The organism is Actinomadura sp. HBU206391, from assembly GCF_014323665.1.
Lineage (GTDB): Bacteria > Actinomycetota > Actinomycetes > Streptosporangiales > Streptosporangiaceae > Actinomadura_C.
Map to the genome: position 1 here is coordinate 122,869 of NZ_JABVEB010000003.1, position 19,389 is coordinate 142,257.

A 19,389-nucleotide genomic window follows, 5' to 3' on the forward strand; every position below is an offset into this window, starting at 1 on the left:
ATGTACCACCGATCGCCCCGACGCCGCGATGCTCGCGCTTCGGCCGTCATCCTGATGTGTTCCATCGGCGCCCTGACCGCATGTTCCGGAGCCGAGGCGACCAAGGTCGCGGGGCATCGGGATCCCGCCCGGGACGCCACGGCCCTGTCCCGCAGGCCGATCGCGCCGGATCCGAGCTGGAAGAAGCTGGTGCTGAACGTCCCCGGCCCGTACGTCCGGCCGAAGTCGCTCTCGACTCAGGGCGACGCCGGTGCCGTGACCGACCCGAACGGACTGCTCGAGGAGGGCGGGGGGACGACGACGCTCACGACCACGGCGGACGACAGCACAAAGATCATCGTTGATCTGGGGGTCCTGGCCGGCGGTTTCGTCGAGCTGGGAGTCGAGCGGGCATCGGGCGCGCCGATCCGGATGTCGTACGCGGAGGGCAGCGGATACCTCGGCCGCGAAGGCGATGCCGACCCCGATCCCGGCGGGTTCTTCTACAAGGGCAGGACCCTGAGCACCGAAGACGACCCGGACGGCCGCGCCGACGTGTTCGACCCGCCCAGGAGGCCCATGGTGCTCAGAAGCCCCGGGCTGCGGGGCGCGCAGCGCTACATCGCCATCACGCTGGACGGGCCCGGCAAGGCCACGCTCGACTTCGTCCGGGTGCGGCAGACCGGCTTCCAGGGCCGCTACGACGGGAACTTCCTGTCCGACGACGAGGTGCTCAACCGCGCCTGGTACGCCAGCGCGTACGGACTGGACCTGTCGACGATCCGAGGCGACCGCACCGATCCCCATGCGCGCTGGATCATTGTCGACGGCCCGAAGCGGGACCGGATCGTGTACGCGGGCGACGTACGGCTCGTCGCACAGGCGGCCTACAACCAGAGCGCCGAGTACCGGACGGCCGTACGCGACACGATCAACCTGTTCGCGTGCCAGCAGCGGCCCGATGGAACCTTCCCGGCGGCCAGCCGGGCCGATGTGCCGTGCGAGCTCGGTGACCCGGGTCCACCGGACGGCTCACCGGCGGGCTACGAACCACCAGGCGAGTCCGGCCCGGTCAGGCTCGACAGTTTCACCGCGTGGTGGGTCATCGGCCTCGCCGACTACCTGCTCCACACCGGTGACGCGCGGTTCGTCGAGCCGCTGCTGCCGGTGGCACGCAGGGCGGTGCGGTTCTTCGTCGACCGCGCCCCGGCCGGCGGTCTGTGGAGGACCGCCGACTACGACGGAAAGGCGCCGTACAACTGGCACACTCCGGACAAGGCCGAAGGCGTCGACGCCTACAGCAACGCGGCGTACTACGGCGCCCTCCGCTCGCTGGCCGCACTCGAACGGTCCGTGGCGAAAGACGCCACCGCGGCCGCGAGGCTCGACCGCATCGCCGCGCGGGTGAGGAGCGCCTTCGTGGCGAGGCTGTGGGATCCGAAGGCCGGCGCGGTGCTGCTCAACACCGAGGATCCAAGGCGTGACCACAGCTCCGACGCCAACGCCGGCGCGCTGCTGTTCGGCCTGCTCGACGACGGGCGGGCGCGCAGCGCCATGTCGTTCCTCGAGCAGCGGCTGGGCAGCGCGTACGGCACTCGGACCAGTGAGTTCCCCGCCTCGGACGCCAACCCGTACATGACGCAGTACATCTCTCCGTACATGGTGGCGCAGGAAGGCCTCGGGCGATTGCGCTACGGCGACGGCACCGGCGCGCTGCGACTGATCCGCAAGTCCTGGGACCACATGATCCGGAACGGGCCCGGAACCGCCTGGGAGGAGATCGGCGTCGACGGGAGGCCGCTCGTGCCCCGTCCCGGTACCTCGCTGGAGTGGGGCGGCCACGTGGGCCTGGCCCACGCGTGGAGCACCGCGGTGCCGGCATTGTCCACGGGAGTACTGGGCGTCCGCCCGGTCACCGGCGCCTACAGGCGATGGGCGGTGGAACCCCGGCTCGCCGATCTGCGCTGGGCGCAGGGCGACGTCCCGGTGCCGGGCGGCAAGATCTCCGTGCGGTGGAGGCGTGGTGCCCGCGACGCCTCATTCGTCCTCACCGTCACCTCGCCCGGACGCACCACCGGCAGGGTCGCGGTCCCGCTCCTCGGCAGCGAGCGCACCATCGCCATGGACGGCCGGATCGTATGGCGGAACGGAGGCCCCGCCGGTGTGCGGGCGCGGCGGCTCGGCGGCTCGGTCGTCTTCGACGGCATCAGGGGAGACCACACCTTCGCGTGGACCCGATGACGCGGAGGTGCCGGTGAACCCATGGGCACCCGGACGGCTCGGGCAGGCGCGGTGGCCGTTCGGCGAAACCCTGAGGTCAAGTCTGGGGCTGGCATTGGTGAGTTGGGTGCGATGTGCCAGGGGACGGTCACGCACGGTCGGCACCATGTGGGCATGACGCGCTTGAAGTTCAACGAGCTCGAGGAGCTCGTCCGGTCCGATCCGGAAGTCGACGCCGACGAGGCGATGGAGTACGGCGACTGGCTGGCCTTTCACCGTCCCGGCCGCCGTGAACGGCCGCCCCGGCGTCGGCTGAAAGAGTTCCTCAAAAGGCGCCGTGAGCGGTAAAGGCTGACTCATGAAAGCACACGGTGATGTCCTTGCCCCTTCGCACGGCTACGCGCAGTGAGGATGCTTGCCTCCATGGTGACCTTTTCCTTGGACGATGTGCGTGCCGTCCGCAAGAAGCGCGACGCGTGGTGGACCGTCTTCCTGGTCGATCCCGTCGCGATCCGGTTGACGCGGTTCCTGGCCAACCGCACGTCGATCACCCCGAACCAGATCACCGTGGGCTCCATTGTCCTCGGCGCACTCTCGGCCGCCAGCTTCGCGCTGGCGTCCCCCGGCTGGCTGGCCCTCGGAGCGCTCTTCTACCACCTCAGCTTCGTGCTCGACTGCTGCGATGGGAAGATCGCCCGGCTCAAGCGCAGCGGCACGCTGTTCGGACTCTGGCTGGACTTCATGTTCGACCAGGCCCGCGTCGTCTGCTGCGCGCTCACCCTGACCGTCGGCCAGTACGCCGTGACCGGTCAGGTGGCGTACCTCTATCTCGGCTTCGCGATCATCTGTCTGGACGTTCTGCGCTATCTCAACTCGTCACAGGTCTCCAAGGCCAGGCGGCTGATGCGCAAGCGGATCAAGGCCGCGGTGCGCGAGCAGGAGGCCCTGGAACTCGCCGCCGGTATCGTCGCGCCGCAGCCGAGGCTCAGCGACGAGCAGCTCACCTACGTCGAGGACACGCTCCGCCAGCGGCCGGACCCGGACCTGGACGAGGTGGCCCCGAGCGAGGAGCGGGTGGTCGATCTGCACCGTGGGTTCAACTCGCGCTTCCCGTGGTACCGCGGCGTACGGGTGTTCATGCTCCGCCACCGCGTGCGCACCCACCTGATCAGCGGCATTGAGTTCCAGATGGCGGCGTTCATCATCGCGCCACTGCTGGCGGCCGTGGCCGGCAGCGGAGCCATCTTCGCGGTGACGATCGGCGCCGGCGCCCCGCTCCTGATCCTGGAACTCGTGATCATCTACAAGCTCCTGCTGCAGACCAGGGACTGCCAGCGCGTTCTCGACGAGCTCGCCTCCTCGAGGAACGCGGCGTCCGAACGACGGTCGCTCACCGTGGTCGGCGGCCGGTGATGCGCCCGCCGCCTCCGCCTGAGCCCGGCCACGCGGCAGAAGGCCTACGGCCGCCGCGAGGGCGGCTCCGGCCGGACGTGCGCCGATACGGCCATCGCGTCCACGAGCCCGGCTGCCGGGCCATCGGCCGGCCCCGCGACTCGATGGCGGACACCGGCCATCAGAGAGACGCCTGGAAGTGACGTGACGGGCAGGTGGCGCTCGAGTCTGATGACGGCGCTCAGAAGCCCGTTGAGCACGGGAGGCGGCGTGCCGAGGTCGCAGCCGACCAAGTGCCGCCGCCGCCGGCTCACCACCGGGCGGAGCAGCACGTTCCAGCTCCACATCCGTTCGACCAGCAGGTCGGCGCCACGGATCACGTCCGCCAGCGCCTCACGCGTGTAACGGCGGACCCGGCCGAGTGAGAGGTCGTGGGTCGACCACAGGGTCGGGTCGGCCGGGACCGCGATGAGCGCCCGGCCGTCCGGGCGGAGCACCCGGGCGATCTCGGCGGCCACCGCCCGATCGTCCTCGACGTGCTCCAGGACGTTCAGCGCGAGGGCGAAGTCGTACTCCGCCGAGGGCACGGGCAGGAATCGGGGATCGGCGCGATACGCCTCGACGCCCCGCCGCCGGGCGATCTCGACGGCCCCCTCGGACCAGTCCACCGCCACCGCCTGCCAGCCATGCTGGAGCAGGACGCGGGTGTTCCCGCCTCCGGCCGCGCCGACGTCGATCGCCCGGCCCGATCCACCGGTCCGTCGCAGCTCACGCGCGATGATCGAGCGGCGCTCACGGTGCCACCAGTGCCGGTCCTCACGCTCGACGGCGTGCTCGATCTCGATCGCGTCCACGTCGCCGCCCCTCCCCGATGACCACTGAATGTGACACTCCGTAACCGTACGCGGTCAGAGGTCGCCATGCTCGTGGACACCGCCGGGATCCGGTCAGCGGATTGCGGTACGTCGTCACGGTGGCGGGAGGTGAGCGTGCCAGCCGCGGTCGGGTCGCAGGCGCATGTGCCGCCAGCCGGCCGGGAAGTCGCGGCTTCTCTTGCTCCGGGTGACCACGACGACCTGCAGTCCACGCGCCCGCATCCGGTCGAAGATCGGCTCGATCTCCCGGGCCGGGGCGCGCCGAGGTACCCCGTGGACGTAGCGCCGCCAGTAACGGCACTGCGTCAGGTAGGCGATCTGCGCGGCATTGGTGCCGTAGATGACGCACGGCGGCCGGACCGGCAGGCGACTGATCGCGTGGGCCTGCTGGATCCCCTCCCGACGCGCCTCCCGCATCTCGCGGGCCATCCCATGGGCCATCGTGAGCTGGGCGGCGACCAGGAGCACCACGATTCCCGCCGCCACGGCCGGTCCCACCGGGCGCAGATGCCGCGACAGCAGGCGCAGGCCCTCGCCCGCCGGCAGCGCGAGGAGCGCGTAGGTGGGCAGCAGAAAGCGCGGGTTGGCGAGCTGGCTGAAGAAGAAGTAGGGGACGGCATTGGCCGCCGCCACCATGACGGCGATCAGCGCGGGGCGCCGGCCCGCGCTGCCGCGCAGCGCCAGCAGGCCGGTCACCGCGAGAACCGTCAGCATGAACCAGACCAGCCCGGCGCCGACGGTGACCCGGCCGCAGGTGCTGTCGGCGGACGTGCACAGAAGGGTGCCGGAACCGAAGCTCTGCAGATGACGGAGCACCTGGACGTGCAGGCCGTCGCCGTTCCACCGGGCGATCTGCGCGACCCTCGGCAGCAACCCCCCGAACCGAAGATGGGCTTCGATGATCCACGGAACCCAGCCGATGGCGCTGCCGGCCAGGATGGCGCCGAGCCTCTGGAGTCGCCGGCGGCGGCTCAGAAATGCCGTGACGACCAGCGGCAGGGCGATCCAGACGGTGTCGACGGGTCGCACGACGGACATGACCCCGAACGCCGCCACCAGCCCGGCGATCGCGGGGCCCGCCTCCGGCGCCCCGGCGACCAGGCCGGCCCGGACGAACAGCGCCACCGCGGCGACCGTGCACAGGGCCGTGAACATGTTCGGCATGGCCGCGTTGCCGTAGAAGACCGACACCCACAGCGTGCACAGCAGGAGTGCCGCGAGCGGGACGGCACTGGTGTCGCGCAGCCTCAGCCAGGGCCGGAACGCGTAGAAGACTCCAATGCTCGACAGCGCGATCACGTAGCCGCGGATCACTTCGGTCGATGCGTCCAAGGCGGCGACCGGCGCCACGATCAGCGGGACCCCCCAGGCGCGCGGCGCGTCCATGAAGCCCGGCGGCACCTCGCGGGAGAACTGGGTGACGTACAGGATCTCGTCCCAGCCGAGGAACACGCGGTGCATTCCCAGCGCCAACTGCGCCGCCGCGTAGCCGGCCGCGACCACCGCGAGCAGAGTGAGATTGCGCCGGGACGGGCGGCCGGCATCGGCGGACGCGGTGACGACCGGCGGGCGCGGGTCGAGTGCCTGGGACATGCCGATCTCCATTGGTCCCTGGCCCACGTGGACCCACCGGTCTAGGCGACGAGCGCGGGGCGGCGTCAGATCGCTCCCAAGATCGCCGCCATGCCCCGCATCACAGGTCTGCCCGCCACCGGGCACGGACTCACCGTGCCCGTGGTGATCACGCGGTAAAGATTCGGCCGCTCGCCGCCGACAAGGGCCCGGGCCGGTCAGCGGTGGTGGCGACCACGCCGCCGGCGGAACACCCGCCAGACGGTGAACACGGCGATGACACCGGCGGCGACCGGTGCGACGCGCTTGGCCACCGAGGGGCCGGCCACCTCGAGCAGGTCGATGGCGTCCTCGGAGCGTCTCTCCAGCGGAGCGCCGGCCCCGGCGGGCACGGCCGACACGGGGGGCGCGTCCCTGCCCTCGGCCGCTGGCTCGTCCGCCGCCTTCCCCGCGGGAGCGGCGGCCGCCTCGGGCGCGCGTGCCGGCCGAACCGGCTCGGGCGCCGGTCCGGGCTTCGCGGACGCCGAAACAACGGCCTCGCCGGTGCCGGGCTCGGTGACAGGCGCTTCAGGTGTGGGCGCCTCGGACCCGGCCGGCTCGGACACAGGCGCCTCGGACACAGGCGCCTCGGCCGCGGGGACCTCCGGCGCGGGAGGCTCGGACGCGGAGACGGCGGGCGCCGCAGGGACCTCGGGCGCCGCGGGAACCGCCGCCTTGCCGGCTGCGGCCGGGGGCGTACCCGCCGTGAGCTCCTCCGAGAGGGCCTTGGCGAATCGGGCGACCAGCTTGCCGCCGACCTCCGACAGGATGTTGCGGCCGAACTGGGCCGGGCGGCCGGTCACTTTGAGCTTGGTGTGAACGCTCACGCGGGTCGACTCGGCCGCCGCCTCGTCTCCGGTCACCGGGCTCAGCTCGGCCCGCACGGTGACCGAGGCGGTGCCCGATCCGCGCGCCTCCTTACCGGTGCCCTCCATCGTGACGACACGAGCCGACTCGTCGGCCTTGACGATGCGCGCGGTGCCTCTGTAGGTGATGGTCATCGCGCCCAGCTTCACCTTGAGCCGGCCGCTCAGCTCGTCGCCGTCGATCGAGTCCAGTGTGGCCCCCGGCACGCACGGTGCCACGCGCTCCACGTCCAGCAGCATCGGCCAAGCCCGATCCACCGGCACGGGAATGGTGAACTCGTGATCGAGTTCCATGACTGATGCCTCCCGATTGGCTCCTTGCCACGACCTTATGGCCATGGCCGCCGAGCCGCCAGAGCGCTGATCCGTTCGTGCGGCCCGGGGAACTACTCCCATTCGATGGTGCCGGGCGGCTTGCTGGTGATGTCCACCACGACGCGGGTGATGTCAGGGACCTCATTGGTGATGCGGGTGGAGATCCGCTGCAGGACCTCATAGGGCAGTCTCGCCCAGTCCGCCGTCATCGCGTCCTCGCTGGTGACCGGACGCAACACGACCGGATGACCGTACGTGCGCCCGTCACCCTGGACGCCCACCGACCGGACATCGGCCAGCAGCACGATCGGGAACTGCCAGACGTCGCGGTCGAGTCCGGCCTTCGACAGCTCCTCACGGGCGATCGCGTCGGCGTCACGCAGGATGTCCAGCCGGTCCCTGCTGACCGCGCCGATGATGCGGATGGCCAGGCCCGGACCCGGGAACGGGTGCCGCCAGACGATCTCGGCCGGCAGGCCGAGCTGCTCGCCCAGCGCCCGCACCTCGTCCTTGAACAGCGTCCGCAGTGGCTCGACCAGCTGGAAACGGAGGTCGTCGGGGAGCCCGCCGACGTTGTGGTGCGACTTGATGTTGGCCGCGCCGGTGCCGCCGCCGGACTCGACGACGTCCGGATAGAGGGTGCCCTGCACGAGGAACTCCACGGGCTCGGCCGACTCGCCCACGATCTCGCGGGCCGCCGCCTCGAACACCCGGATGAACTCCCGCCCGATGATCTTTCGCTTGTCCTCGGGGTCGGTGACGTTCTCCAGTGCGGACAGGAAGCGCTCGGCGGCGTCCACGACGTGCAGGTTGACACCGGTGGCGGCGACGAAGTCCTTTTCGACCTGCTCGGCCTCACCCTTCCGCAGCAGCCCATGGTCCACGAACACGCAGGTCAGCTGGTCGCCGACGGCGCGCTGGACGAGCGCGCCGGCCACCGCCGAGTCGACCCCGCCCGAGAGCGCGCAGATCACTCGCCGGTCGCCGACCTGGACCCGTACGGCGTCGATCGTCTCCTCGGCGATGTTGACCATGGTCCAGTTGGGCCGGCAGCCGGCCTCCTCGTAGAGGAACCGCCGCAGCACCTCCATGCCGTGGTCGGTGTGCATCACCTCGGGGTGGAACTGCACGCCGTACAGCCCGCGGTCGCGGTCCTCCATCGCCGCGACGGGCGTCACGTCGGTGCTGGCGGTGACGGTGAACCCGTCGGGGGCGGCCGAGCAGGAGTCCCGGTGGGACATCCACACCGACTGCTCGGCGGGCAGCCCGGCCAGGAGCGCGCCCTCGCCGGAGAACCGCAGGACGGTGCCTCCGTACTCGGCGACATCGGAGTTCTCCACCAGGCCGCCGAGCGCCTGGGCCATGACCTGGAAGCCGTAGCAGATGCCCATGGTGGCCACCCCGGTGGTGAACAATCCGGCGGGCGCGGCCGGGGCACCGGGCTCGTAGACCGAGGACGGGCCGCCGGAGAGGATGATCGCCTTCGGCCGCTTGGCGAGCATCTCCTCGACCGGCATGGTCGATGGCACGATCTCGCTGAACACACTGCACTCTCGCACCCGCCGTGCGATCAACTGTGCGTACTGCGCACCGAAGTCGACGACAAGGACGGTGTCAAAGGACTGCTCGGTCAACGAGGACGCCTTTCGAAGATACGGGGCGATCGTCCAGTCTAGATGCTCTGCCTGCGCTTATGTCCCAGCCCCCGCCACGTCGCCGTCACGCCCGGGGCCGAGCCCCGAATGAATCTCGCGTGGATCGCGCCGCCCTTTCCAAATTCGTGACGACCCGGTCGCTCTGTGTAATGATCTGGTACCTCTGGAGGCCCCCACTCCTTTTGGAGTCTCATTTGAAACGCGCAGGTCTGCTCGCCGTGGCAGGTGTCCTTTCGGCCGTCCCGGCGGCCGTGCCCACCGCCGTCACCGGCACCGCACCGGCGGCCTCGGGCCGAGAGGACCGGTGCGGGCAGAGCCCGCGGAGCGACGCGCACGACGCCCGCGCCCCCGGCGGTTCGGGCGACACCCACGGATCGCGCGACCGCGCCGAACTCACACCGGCACAGGTCGCGCAGGTCGAGCGGCATTTCGGCAGCCTCCTGGCGCGCAAGCAGGTCAAGACGAGGGCCCACGCGGCGACCAACGCGATCCCGGTCTACGTGCACATCCTGCACGCCGGCCCGAAGGGGAATCTGCCGGACACGAAGATCAACGAGCAGATAGCGGTGCTCAACGCCACCTACGCCGGAAAGGTCGGCGGCGCCGACACCGGTTTCGGCTTCTCCCTCAAGGGCGTCACCCGAACCAACGATCAGTCCTGGTACGGCAAGCCCGAGGAGCACGAGAAGGCGATCAAGACCAAACTGCGCCAGGGCGGCAACGGCACGCTCAATCTCTACACTGCCAACCTCGGCGACCAGCTTCTCGGCTGGGCGACCTTTCCCTGGCAGTACGCCGCGAATCCGGTCATGGACGGGGTCGTGGTGCACTACGCCAGCATGCCCGGCGGGGCGAGCGTGAACTTCGACAAGGGCTACACCGCGACGCACGAGGTCGGGCACTGGCTCGGTCTCTACCACACCTTCCAGAACGGCTGCCAGAGCCCGGGCGACACGGTGGCGGACACGCCGGACGAGCGTGAGCCGTCGGACGGCTGCCCCCCGACGGGCAGGGACACCTGCCCGTCGGTCGGCGCGGACCCGATCCACAACTACATGGACTACTCCCGCGACAGCTGCATGAACCAGTTCTCGGCCGGTCAGGGCGACCGTATGCGCAAGATCTGGGCCGTCTACCGCTCCTGATCCCGGCGCGCCGACCCTCAGCGGAGGGCGGGTCCGAGCACCAGCCGCAGGCCGGACGCGTAGAGCACGGCGGGCACCCGGTCCGGATCGAGCAGGTGCTGGAACGCCAGCCCGAGGTCCACCGCCATGGCGAGCGCCGCCCGATCGGCCGGGGAGGCCCCGCCGACCTCGGCCAGCCCCTCGGCCAGGCGGGTGCGGCGCTCGTGGTAGGCGTCGGCGATGCGCCGGCCCACCACGTCGTCCCGCATGCCGTACAGCCAGAGTTCCACCGTCAGGAGTTCCAGCAACCTGGCGTCGTCGGTACCGAGCCGCTCCGCGTGATCGCGCCCGGCATCGCCGCCGGTGTCACCGTCGCCGTCGGTGTCGGTGCTGGTGTCGGCATCACCATCGGTGTCGTTGTCGAGGTGACGCTCGACGAGCGCCAGCAGCAGATCGGTCTTGCCGCTGAAGTTCGAATAGACCGCGCCCTTGGTCAGTCCGGCCGCGGCGGCGACATCGTCCAGCGCGGCGCCATGGATCCCCCGCTCGGCCCACATCCGCCCCGCGGCGTCCAGCAGGGCGGCCCGCGTCTTCCGCCGACGCTCCCGCCTACCTCGCTCCCGCCTACCTCGCGCCGGCCCACCACGTTCCCCTCCACCGCGCTCCTCCCCACCACGCTCCGGCCGGCTGCGGGGCGCGGTGGGGTCGATCTCGCCGGGCGGGTCCGGTTCTGACTCGATCATCGAATATCCCTCCCCGTGACTCCTCCGCATTCCGGAATACACCCGTAATGCATGGTCATTCCGCCGGTTGCCCAACAAGACAAGCAGTGGAACGATCCGAACGCGGAGTGGGCCTGATCCGGCGCGCACGCGGACTGGGCGGCGAACATCCGGCGGCCGAGCCGCGCATCGCCCCCCCGAGTGAGCCGCACGTCGCCGCACGTGTTGTTACTTACGGGTAGCGGATCATGACTGACCGCCGTACGCTCCCTCCATGGCAACACCGAGGGTCCAAGAGCAAGCGCCGGCGACCGACCGGATCGCGCGGCTCACGTCCCGCATCGCCTCGAGCGCCGGCGGGACGACCACGATCACCGCACCGTTCACCGGCGAGCCCCTGGCCGAAGTCCAGACGACGGCCGCCTCCGATGTCCACCGCGCCTACGAGCGGGCTCGCGTGGCCCAGGCGGCCTGGGCGGCGCTCCCGCCGCGGGAGCGGGCCAAGCCGTTCCTGCGGCTGGTCGACGCGGCCGTCGACCGGCGTGCGGAGATTCTCGACATCGTCCAGCTCGAGACCGGCAAGGCGCGCAAGCACGCCTTCGAAGAGGTGCTCGACGTCTCGCTGTGCTCTCTCTACTACGCGCGGCGGGCGTCGAAGCTGCTGAAGCCGCGCCGCCGCCAGGGGATCACCCCCGGGCTCACCCGGGCCTATGAGCTGCGCCGGCCGAAGGGCGTCGTCGGCCTGATCTCGCCCTGGAACTACCCGCTCAGCCTGGGCGTCACCGACATCGTGCCGGCGCTCATCGCTGGCAACGCGGTGGTGCACAAGCCCGACACCCAGACCTGCCTGTCCACCCTGTGGGCGGTGGACCTGCTCCAGGAACTCGGCCTCCCCGAGGACCTCTGGCAGGTCGTCGTGGGCGACCCCGCCGAGATCGGCGACGCCATCATCGACGGGGCCGACTACATGGCCTTCACCGGCTCGACCCGGGGCGGCAGAGCGATCGCCGAGAAGGCGGCGAGCCGGCTCATCGGCTGCTCGCTCGAGCTCGGCGGCAAGAACCCGATGCTGGTGCTCGAGGACGCCGACCTCGACAAGGCCGCCGACGGAGCGGTCCGGGCGTGCTTCACCAACGCCGGGCAGCTGTGCATCTCCATCGAGCGGCTCTACGTCCACGCGAACGTGCACGACGAGTTCGTCCGCAGGTTCGTCGACCGGGTCGGCACGATGAAGCTCGGCGCCGACCTCACCTTCGACGCCGACATGGGCTCGCTGACCCACCAGCGCCAGCTCGAGACGGTCACCCGGCACGTCGAGCAGGCCAGGGAGAAGGGCGCGACCGTCCTGACCGGCGGCAAGGCCCGCCCCGACCTCGGGCCGCTGTTCTACGAGCCCACCGTGCTCACCGGCGTCTCCGCCGACATGGAACTGTGCGGCGGCGAGACGTTCGGCCCGGTGGTGAGCGTCTATCCGTTCACCGGCGACGACGAGGCGGTGGCGTGCGCCAACGACACGTCGTACGGGCTGAACGCGTCGATCTGGACCCGTGACATGGCCCGCGGCCGCCGGATCGCCGCCCGGATCGAGGCCGGCACGGTGAACATCAACGAGGGCTACGGTGCGGCGTACGGCTCGCACGACGCCCCGATGGGCGGGATGAAGCAGTCCGGAATCGGCCGCAGGCACGGCGCCGAGGGGATGCTGAAGTACACCGAGCCGCAGACGATCGCCAGCCAGCACATCATGGGCCTCGAGCCGCCCGGCGGCATGTCGTTCGAGCGCTACTCCGCGCTGGTGGCCGGCTGGGTCAAGGCCGCGAAGCGCTTCCGCCTGCGGTGAGGAGAACCCGGTGACGGCCGACTACGACGTGCTCATCATCGGATCCGGCTTCGGCGGAAGCGTCTCCGCGCTGCGGCTGGCCGAGAAGGGCTACCGGGTCGGGGTGTTCGAGGCCGGCCGCCGGTTCGACACCCCGGGCGGCGGCCCCGCCGAGCGCCACCGGGACCTGCCCAAGACGTCCTGGCGGATGTTCCGCTACGTGTGGGCGCCCGGGCTGGGCATGACCGGCATCCAGCGGCTGCACCTGGTGCGCGGTGACAAGGGCAGCCGGGTCATGGTGCTGGCCGGCGCGGGCGTCGGCGGCGGGTCGCTGGTCTACGCCAACACGCTGTACGAGCCGCTGCAGCCGTTCTTCGACGATCCCCAGTGGAAGCACATCACCGACTGGCGCGCCGAGCTGGCCCCGTACTACGACCAGGCCAAGCGAATGCTCGGAGTCGTATGGAATCCGACGATGACCCCCGCCGACGAGGCGATCCAGCGGGTCGCGAACCGGATGGGCCGGGGCGAGACCTTCCATCGCACCCAGGTGGGCGTGCACTTCGGCGAGCGCCCGGGCGAGGAGACGCCGGACCCGTACTTCGGCGGGGCCGGCCCGCGGCGGCGCGGCTGCGTGGAATGCGGCGCGTGCATGACCGGCTGCCGGCACGGCGCCAAGAACATGCTGACCGAGAACTACCTCTACCTCGCCGAGAAGGCCGGCGCCGAGGTGCTTCCGCTGACCCGCGTCACCTCGGTGCGGCCGCTGGAGACGGGCGGCTACGAGGTGCGGGTGGCCCGTACGGCGTCGCCGCGACGCCACCGCCGGACGCTGACCGCCGAGCAGGTCGTGTTCGCCGCCGGCACGTACGGCACGCAGAAGCTGCTGCACACGATGAAGGCCCAGGGCCGGCTGCCGCACCTGTCGGACCGGCTCGGCGTGCTGACCCGGACCAACTCCGAGGCCCTGCTCGGGGCGGAGCGACGGGGCCGGCGGGGCGACGACCACTCGCGCGGGCTGGCGATCACCTCGTCGTTCCACCCCACCGAGGACACCCATGTCGAACCGGTGCGGTACGGCCGCGGGTCGAACGCCATGGGGCTGCTCCGGTCGCTGTTGATCGACGGGCCCGCCCCCGGCGGCGGCAGGCCGGTGCCCCGCTGGGCCAGATTCCTCGGTCACGCGGTGACCCACCCCTGGGACCTGGCCCGGCTGGTCAACGTCCGGGGCTGGTCGGAGCGTACGGTCATCGCGCTGGTCATGCAGGTGCGGGACAACTCGATCACGACCAGACCGCGCCGAGGTCTGTTCGGCTGGAGCATGCGGGCCGGCCGCGGCCACGGCGAGCCCAACCCGGTCTGGATCCCGGAGGCGCACGAGGCGACCCGGTTGCTCGCCGAGGAGACCGGCGGGATCGCCGGCGGCACGTGGCTGGACCTGTTCGACATCCCGATGACCGCCCACTTCATCGGCGGCTGCGCGATCGGGGCATCGGCGGAGGACGGGGTCATCGACCCCTACCACCGGGTCTACGGACATGACGGCCTGCACATCGTGGACGGCTCGACGGTGTCGGCGAACCTCGGAGTGAACCCGTCGCTCACCATCACGGCGCAGGCCGAACGGGCGATGTCGCTGTGGCCCAACCGCGGCGAGGCCGATCCGCGCCCGCCGCTCGGCTCCGACTACCGGCGGCTCGCGCCGGTGCCGCCCGCCCACCCGGTGGTCCCCACGACGGCGCCGGCCGCCCTGCACCTGCCGATCACACCTGTCGGGCCGATCACACCTGTCCGGCCGATCAAACCCGTCTGAGCGCCCGGGCCAGGCGGGCCAGGCGCCCGGCCAGGCGCCGGTCCGCGCCGCCGGCACGCAGCACGGTACCGATCGCGCAGCAGGCCGCCACGAGGAGGAGGTCCACGAGAGGCCGCCACCAGGGCAGGCCCGACGTGGCCAGTGCCAGCGCGCTGATGAGCGCGATCAGAGCCATGGGCCCGGCGCCCGCCATGAGCAACAGTTCACGCCCGGTGCGGGCGACGCGGGGCTTGAGCCGCCGGGCGGCGTTCCACGCGGCGAACAGCGCCGCGGCGCTGTTCATCGTCAGGGTCATCACGACGATCGTGACGTCGCCCGCCGTCGACCGGGCGAAGCCGGGGCCGATCTTCGCGACCACGGTGACCGCCATCGCGCTCAGCACCATGCCGGCGAGCAGGACGCACGCCGCGAGCGCGGCGGTGCTCGTGACCGCGCGCCACCGCCGGGCGACCGGCACATAGGGGTTGCGGTCGGTACGTGATGGCATCTGGCTCATCCCTTTATGGCGAGGTGTCATCGCGTGCAGTGCGTCCAAGGCTTCCAGCCCTCCTGTGGGTTCAGGTACTCTGCACCGATGAGCTTGTTCGTCTCGGGCTCGAACACCGGCAGAATGCGCACGAACTTCGAGCCGCGAATGGTCTTGCCGAACCCGACGAAGGTCGTGGCATCGCTGTCATAGATCTGCCGGTAGGTCTGACCGTTCTTTGAGATGTAGTCGTTGAAGGCCTTCGCCTCCGGCGTCAGGTTGGTGAAGTCCAGCGCTCCCGCGACGTTGCCCTGCAGCAGGGCGCTCGCCGCCATTTCCTGGAAGTAGTCGGCGGTCCTGCTCAGGTTCTCGGCGTGCTCGGGACCGTCCAGATCAAGAATGCTCTGGGTGAGGTACTTGCGGCCGGCGATCGTGCCCTGCACGAATCCCACTCCGATGTTGTGGTCCGGCTGGCCGGGAATTCCCCCCTTGCGATGCTTACCGGTGAGGAGCTCGTCGACGCCGGCGAGAGCTCGCCACGAGAAGATCCACTGCCATTCCGTGATGGTCCGCAATTGCGTGGGGCGGCCCTTCGTGTCGGTTGAGAGGATCTGCATCCGGGCCGCTTTGCCCTTGATATCGAGTCCCACCATCGGCCAGATGGCTTGCAGCTTGCTCTTGGTCGAAGTGGGAAGGGTGACAGGTTGGCCGGTTTTCTCGGACAGGATCTTCTCGACGCGGTTGACCCAGTCCTCGAAAGTACCGATCTGTTCCTTGTCCGTGCCACCGACGTTCTTCCGGTCGCCACCACCCTTGTCGTCCGGACCTCCCGGATTCTTCCGCTTCGGAAGAAACGCATCCAAACTCAGGTTGAACGCCGCGTCACCCTCACCGTTGAGTTTCAGATAGTAGTTGTTGTGATACTTCTCGTTTTTGTGGTTGATACGGTTTCCGACGTTCAAGAACCCTCGCCCGGCCGCCCAGAGGCTCAGTTTGCCGGGTACGACGGCGACGTCCAGGTTGAATCCGACGGAGGGGCCGCCCTCGTAGAACGACTGATCAGGGTCGTTCACGTCCCGGTCGGGTGCCTGCGTCGCGCGCTCGATGTTGTCGCCGATGAAGGGCAGGTGCTTCGTGAGCGGTGACGTCTTCTCGACGAACCAGTTGCCGCCGCCCTTCAGCAGGTTCTTCGCACCTGGGATCTGCAACATGGGGCCGACGAGGGGCGCGGCCTGCGCGACCGCCAGCGCGTCGTTCTGGGCCTGGTCGATCCAGAGCTTGTCCGCGAACTTCAGCGCCGCGTCCTTGGTCTTGTTCTCGTCCCCACCGAATTGCGACGCCGGGAAGCTGTAGATCCGGCCAGCGGTCCCCTGCAGCACGGCCCAGACCAGTGGATCGACATTGCCGGGAAACACGGGGGTCGCGACGCCCAACTCGACGTTGGGCGAAACGATGACGTCGTATCGCACCTTCCCGTCGGGCTCCAGAACCCGGCGGGTCGTCATGGTCACGCGGTGTCCACCTCGCACCGCGAAGTACCTGATGTCGACCGTCACCGCGAGTTCACCGGTCCGGTCGGTGATGTCGGTCCAGCAGTCCTGCTTGGGCTCGTAAGGGTCGACCTTCGGCGGTGGCGGCTTGGGCTTGCAGCTCTCTCCGCTGTAGACACGGCAGATCGCCGCCTCGATATTGTCGGTGACGGTGCCGCCGATGCCCGCATTACCCGCTGCGGCGAGCAGGCCGATGATGAGCGCGATGATCAGCAGAACAAGAAGGTAACTGACCGGCCCCTCACCTGCGTCACGCCGCATGAGCTTCCCCCGGCGTCGCATATGAGGCCCCCTTACGCGTGTATTTCACATACGTTAAGTGGAAGTTAACCGAACAAAAAGGGTCCGAGGACCTAACGAGGGCCATAGTGGACCTACGGGGCCGTCGAACCGTTCAATGGGCCCTGGGGCCCAAGGGATGGGCCAAAGGACCCAAGGGGCCTAATAAAGACCTAATGAATACGCATCGATCCGCCGCGTCGGCATGGGCACGAACACGCTCTCGATCCCCGGCTCCTCGCCGGCCGGTAAGCCGGTCAGCCGTGCTTCATCGCGGCCTCGAGTGCGGTGAGGAACCACCGGGCGGCCGGCAGCACGTCCGTCTTGGCCGCGCGTCCGCCTACGGTGGCGAGCAGAGCCTGATAGCGCTCCACCTGCGGGTCGGCGCCGAGGCGGATGCGCTCGAGCAGCCAGGTGCGGAAGGCGTCGTCGTTCTCGCGGCCGTGCGAGTCGGCGAAGACGGCGACGAGCGCTGCCACGACCGGCCGTGCCCGCGCCGAGTCCGGTGGCACCCCGGCGGCGAGCGCCTCGCCGGCGAGTTCGACGGCGGCGCGTTCGGCCCGCCGCCATTTCTCGGGATCGCCCCTGTCGGCGCCGGACGCGCGATCGTCGGCGTGCCGTGCGAACGCCCGCCGCACGCCGGTGCGAAAGCCCGGCTCGCCGATGAGGTCGGCCAGTTCGATCCAGGCTTCGAGCTGGGCGACGGTCGGGTCATCCGGCAGATCCGGCAGGTTCAGGCGCAGGTGCGCGGCGAACTCGGGGTCCATCTCCAGCCCTCGGGTCGCCTCGTCGATGAGATCGGCGACCATCCGCCGCCGGTCCGTCGCCGAGAGGCGGGCGAGCCGGTGGGCGAGCGCCATCTCGCCTGAGTCGGCCCCACGCGCCGCGACGTGGCGCAGCACCGCCTGCCGCAGCCGCAGCGTGCGAATCTGTGTCTCCAGGGCCTCCGCCTCGGCGTGCGTGACCTCGGTGAGGGTCCGCGCCCCGGTGAGCACCCGCGCGACCGTGCTGAGATCGATGCCGAGTTCTCTGCAGGTGCGGACCAGTTCCAGCCGGCCGAGGCCGTCCCGGTCATAGAGGCGGTAACCGCCAGGGGTCCGGGCCGCCGGAGCCACCAGTCCGGCGTCCGAGTAGTACCGGATCGTCGCGACCGGCAGCCCGGTGAGCCTGGCCGCCTGCCCGATCGTGAAGAGCGCGGCATCGTCATATGTACCGTCCGGGCTCATCCATCCCCCCGGCCGACGTCACTCGGTGTCGGCGAACGCACCACCGGGTCGGTCGGCGGTGGTTCGTTCACCGACACTGAAGGCGGTTCGGTCGACCATTGATCACCGTTCTGTCCCGCCGGTCAGCCGGGCCAGCACTATATCGGCCACCTCACCGGGCGCTTCGAGATGCAGGTCGTGACCGCTGGGCAGGTCGATCAGGGACAACAGCGGTGTCGCGGCGGCGGCCTCCGCCAGCTCGCGGGCGAACCCGCGCAGGTAGGCGCCGAACGCCCTGGCGACCTCCGGTGGGAGCAGCTCCTGGATATCGGCGCCGCTCGACGAGACCACCACCAGCGGGCAGCGCGTGGCCCGGTAGGCGGCGAACAGGTCGAGCGCGCCCAGTTCGGCGACGAGCCGGCTCAGCGCCGGGTCCCCCGCCTCTGCCAGTGACGTGTCCAGGAAGCCCTGCATGGTCGAACGCGCCGCGCGCTCCTCCTGCTCGTCGAGCCCGGCGAACGGACCGGTGGGGTTGGTGTGCCCGTCCAGGTTGACCGCGAGCGGACACTCCTCGTGGTGAGTCGCCCAGACCGCCGCCAGCAGGCCGCCCAGCGAATGGCCGACCAGGGCCGGCCGGTCGAGCTCCAGCTGGGAGACGACCGCGGCCACGTCGTCGACCGCGGCGGGCCAGGACCACAGCCCCGGTCCGGACCGTCCGTACCCGCGCAGATCGACGGCGACCACGCGCAGCCCGGCCTCGGTCAGCAGCGGCGCGACCAGCCGCCAGTCCTCGGAACTCCTCCCGCCGCCGTGCAGCAGGAGGACGTCGGCCCCGTCGCCGCCGTAGTCGCGAACGGCGAGGTCGATGCCGGCCGACCTGACCAGGCGGTCGGACCGGGATGAGGGAAGGGAGGGCGCGTTCAACGGAACTCCTCGGTAGCGTGGACGACAGTGCCACTATGAGGTCTCAGGTCACTTGAGACTCAAGCCGGTTCGCCCGCCGGATGTGTCGGACGGGGAACGCGGGGAACGCCGACCGAGTCAGAGAAACGGGTCGCGCCGCCCCTGCGCGGCGCGGCTCACCGAACACAGCGACCGGAGGGGGACGATGAGCACGCCCACGCCCGCGCCATCCACCGTCGACCCGGCGGAGCCGCGACAGGTGATGGCCCGGTTTCCGACGACACCCATATGGTTCGGCCCGTACACCGGGCACTGGTGGGCCTTGGCCGCCGACCGGCTGATCGAGGCGGAGACCCCGGCGGCACTCGGCGATCTGCTCGCCGCCCCCGATGTCGCCGTCAGGCGGCCCGTACCGGCCGGCGTTGAACCGCCCGCGCCCGCCGGCGTTGAACCGCCCGGCCCGGCCGACGCCCCGCCGGTCCGGCCACAGCGGCGGGCGGCCGGATCCTGGCTGCCGCCCAGGACCACCGCCGCGCCCCCGTCAGAGCGCGTTCCCGCCCCGGTCGGCTGACCCCCGTCCGAAGGGCTCACGGAC

16 protein-coding genes are annotated in these 19,389 nt (G+C 70.5%); 7 read left to right on the top strand and 9 right to left on the bottom strand.

All coding sequences use genetic code 11. The annotated features are described in order from the left end of the window. Positions 1-54 precede the first annotated feature (54 nt). From HKK72_RS03415 to HKK72_RS03425, 3 genes are all read left to right on the top strand, one after another. Entirely contained in the window at positions 55-2,220 is a 2,166-nt protein-coding gene (locus tag HKK72_RS03415) for an alpha-L-rhamnosidase C-terminal domain-containing protein (RefSeq protein ID WP_187232728.1), read from the top strand. Between the two features lie 153 nt (positions 2,221-2,373). Beyond that, complete coding sequence (locus HKK72_RS03420) at positions 2,374-2,547, top strand: hypothetical protein (protein WP_187232729.1); 174 nt, start codon at positions 2,374-2,376, stop codon at positions 2,545-2,547. Positions 2,548-2,622: 75 nt separating this feature from the next. After that, on the top strand, positions 2,623-3,612 hold the full coding sequence (locus tag HKK72_RS03425; RefSeq protein ID WP_187232730.1) for a CDP-alcohol phosphatidyltransferase family protein: 990 nt from the start codon (positions 2,623-2,625) through the stop codon (positions 3,610-3,612). Positions 3,613-3,656: 44 nt separating this feature from the next. Here HKK72_RS03425 and HKK72_RS03430 read toward each other — a convergent pair whose 3' ends face one another. The 4 genes from HKK72_RS03430 to guaA form a co-directional block, all read right to left on the bottom strand. Continuing rightward, positions 3,657-4,445 carry a class I SAM-dependent methyltransferase gene (locus HKK72_RS03430; RefSeq protein ID WP_187232731.1) on the bottom strand — a complete coding sequence of 263 codons (789 nt, stop codon included), beginning with the start codon at positions 4,443-4,445 and terminating at the stop codon, positions 3,657-3,659. 114 nt (positions 4,446-4,559) lie between these two features. Beyond that, positions 4,560-6,059: a hypothetical protein gene (locus tag HKK72_RS03435; RefSeq protein WP_187232732.1), complete on the bottom strand. Its 1,500-nt coding sequence runs from the start codon at positions 6,057-6,059 to the stop codon at positions 4,560-4,562. 197 nt (positions 6,060-6,256) lie between these two features. Then, the gene (locus HKK72_RS40560; protein WP_187232733.1) at positions 6,257-7,237 is read right to left on the bottom strand and encodes an SRPBCC family protein; all 981 of its coding nucleotides are present in this window, start codon (positions 7,235-7,237) and stop codon (positions 6,257-6,259) included. A 92-nt stretch (positions 7,238-7,329) separates the two neighbouring features. Next, positions 7,330-8,892, bottom strand: a complete 1,563-nt coding sequence (gene guaA / locus HKK72_RS03445) for a glutamine-hydrolyzing GMP synthase (RefSeq protein ID WP_187232734.1) — start codon at positions 8,890-8,892, stop codon at positions 7,330-7,332. 215 nt (positions 8,893-9,107) lie between these two features. On the opposite strand from guaA, the gene HKK72_RS03450 reads away from it, so the two are divergent. Next, on the top strand, positions 9,108-10,058 hold the full coding sequence (locus HKK72_RS03450) for a zinc metalloprotease (RefSeq protein ID WP_222720273.1): 951 nt from the start codon (positions 9,108-9,110) through the stop codon (positions 10,056-10,058). Between the two features lie 17 nt (positions 10,059-10,075). Here the strand turns inward: HKK72_RS03450 and HKK72_RS03455 are convergent, their stop codons facing one another. Beyond that, a complete protein-coding gene (locus tag HKK72_RS03455) occupies positions 10,076-10,780 on the bottom strand; it encodes a TetR/AcrR family transcriptional regulator (RefSeq protein ID WP_187232736.1) in 705 nt (234 codons plus the stop codon). 253 nt (positions 10,781-11,033) lie between these two features. Here HKK72_RS03455 and HKK72_RS03460 point away from each other — a divergent pair, with 253 nt between their 5' ends. Both HKK72_RS03460 and HKK72_RS03465 read left to right on the top strand, forming a co-directional pair. Then, complete coding sequence (locus HKK72_RS03460; RefSeq protein ID WP_187232737.1) at positions 11,034-12,599, top strand: succinic semialdehyde dehydrogenase; 1,566 nt, start codon at positions 11,034-11,036, stop codon at positions 12,597-12,599. Between the two features lie 10 nt (positions 12,600-12,609). Beyond that, complete coding sequence (locus tag HKK72_RS03465) at positions 12,610-14,391, top strand: GMC oxidoreductase (protein ID WP_187232738.1); 1,782 nt, start codon at positions 12,610-12,612, stop codon at positions 14,389-14,391. Here HKK72_RS03465 and HKK72_RS03470 read toward each other — a convergent pair. The 4 genes from HKK72_RS03470 to HKK72_RS03485 form a co-directional block, all read right to left on the bottom strand. After that, a complete protein-coding gene (locus HKK72_RS03470; protein ID WP_187232739.1) occupies positions 14,378-14,878 on the bottom strand; it encodes a hypothetical protein in 501 nt (166 codons plus the stop codon). The genes HKK72_RS03465 and HKK72_RS03470 overlap by 14 nt on opposite strands. Positions 14,879-14,904: 26 nt before the next feature. After that, positions 14,905-16,668 (bottom strand): hypothetical protein, encoded by a 1,764-nt coding sequence (locus tag HKK72_RS03475; RefSeq protein WP_187232740.1) that lies wholly within the window; start codon positions 16,666-16,668, stop codon positions 14,905-14,907. A gap of 275 nt (positions 16,669-16,943) precedes the next feature. After that, a complete protein-coding gene (locus HKK72_RS03480; RefSeq protein WP_187232741.1) occupies positions 16,944-17,912 on the bottom strand; it encodes a MerR family transcriptional regulator in 969 nt (322 codons plus the stop codon). A 102-nt stretch (positions 17,913-18,014) separates the two neighbouring features. After that, on the bottom strand, positions 18,015-18,815 hold the full coding sequence (locus HKK72_RS03485) for an alpha/beta fold hydrolase (protein ID WP_187232742.1): 801 nt from the start codon (positions 18,813-18,815) through the stop codon (positions 18,015-18,017). Positions 18,816-18,999: 184 nt separating this feature from the next. On the opposite strand from HKK72_RS03485, the gene HKK72_RS03490 reads away from it, so the two are divergent. Beyond that, a complete protein-coding gene (locus tag HKK72_RS03490; protein WP_187232743.1) occupies positions 19,000-19,365 on the top strand; it encodes a hypothetical protein in 366 nt (121 codons plus the stop codon). Positions 19,366-19,389: the final 24 nt, after the last annotated feature.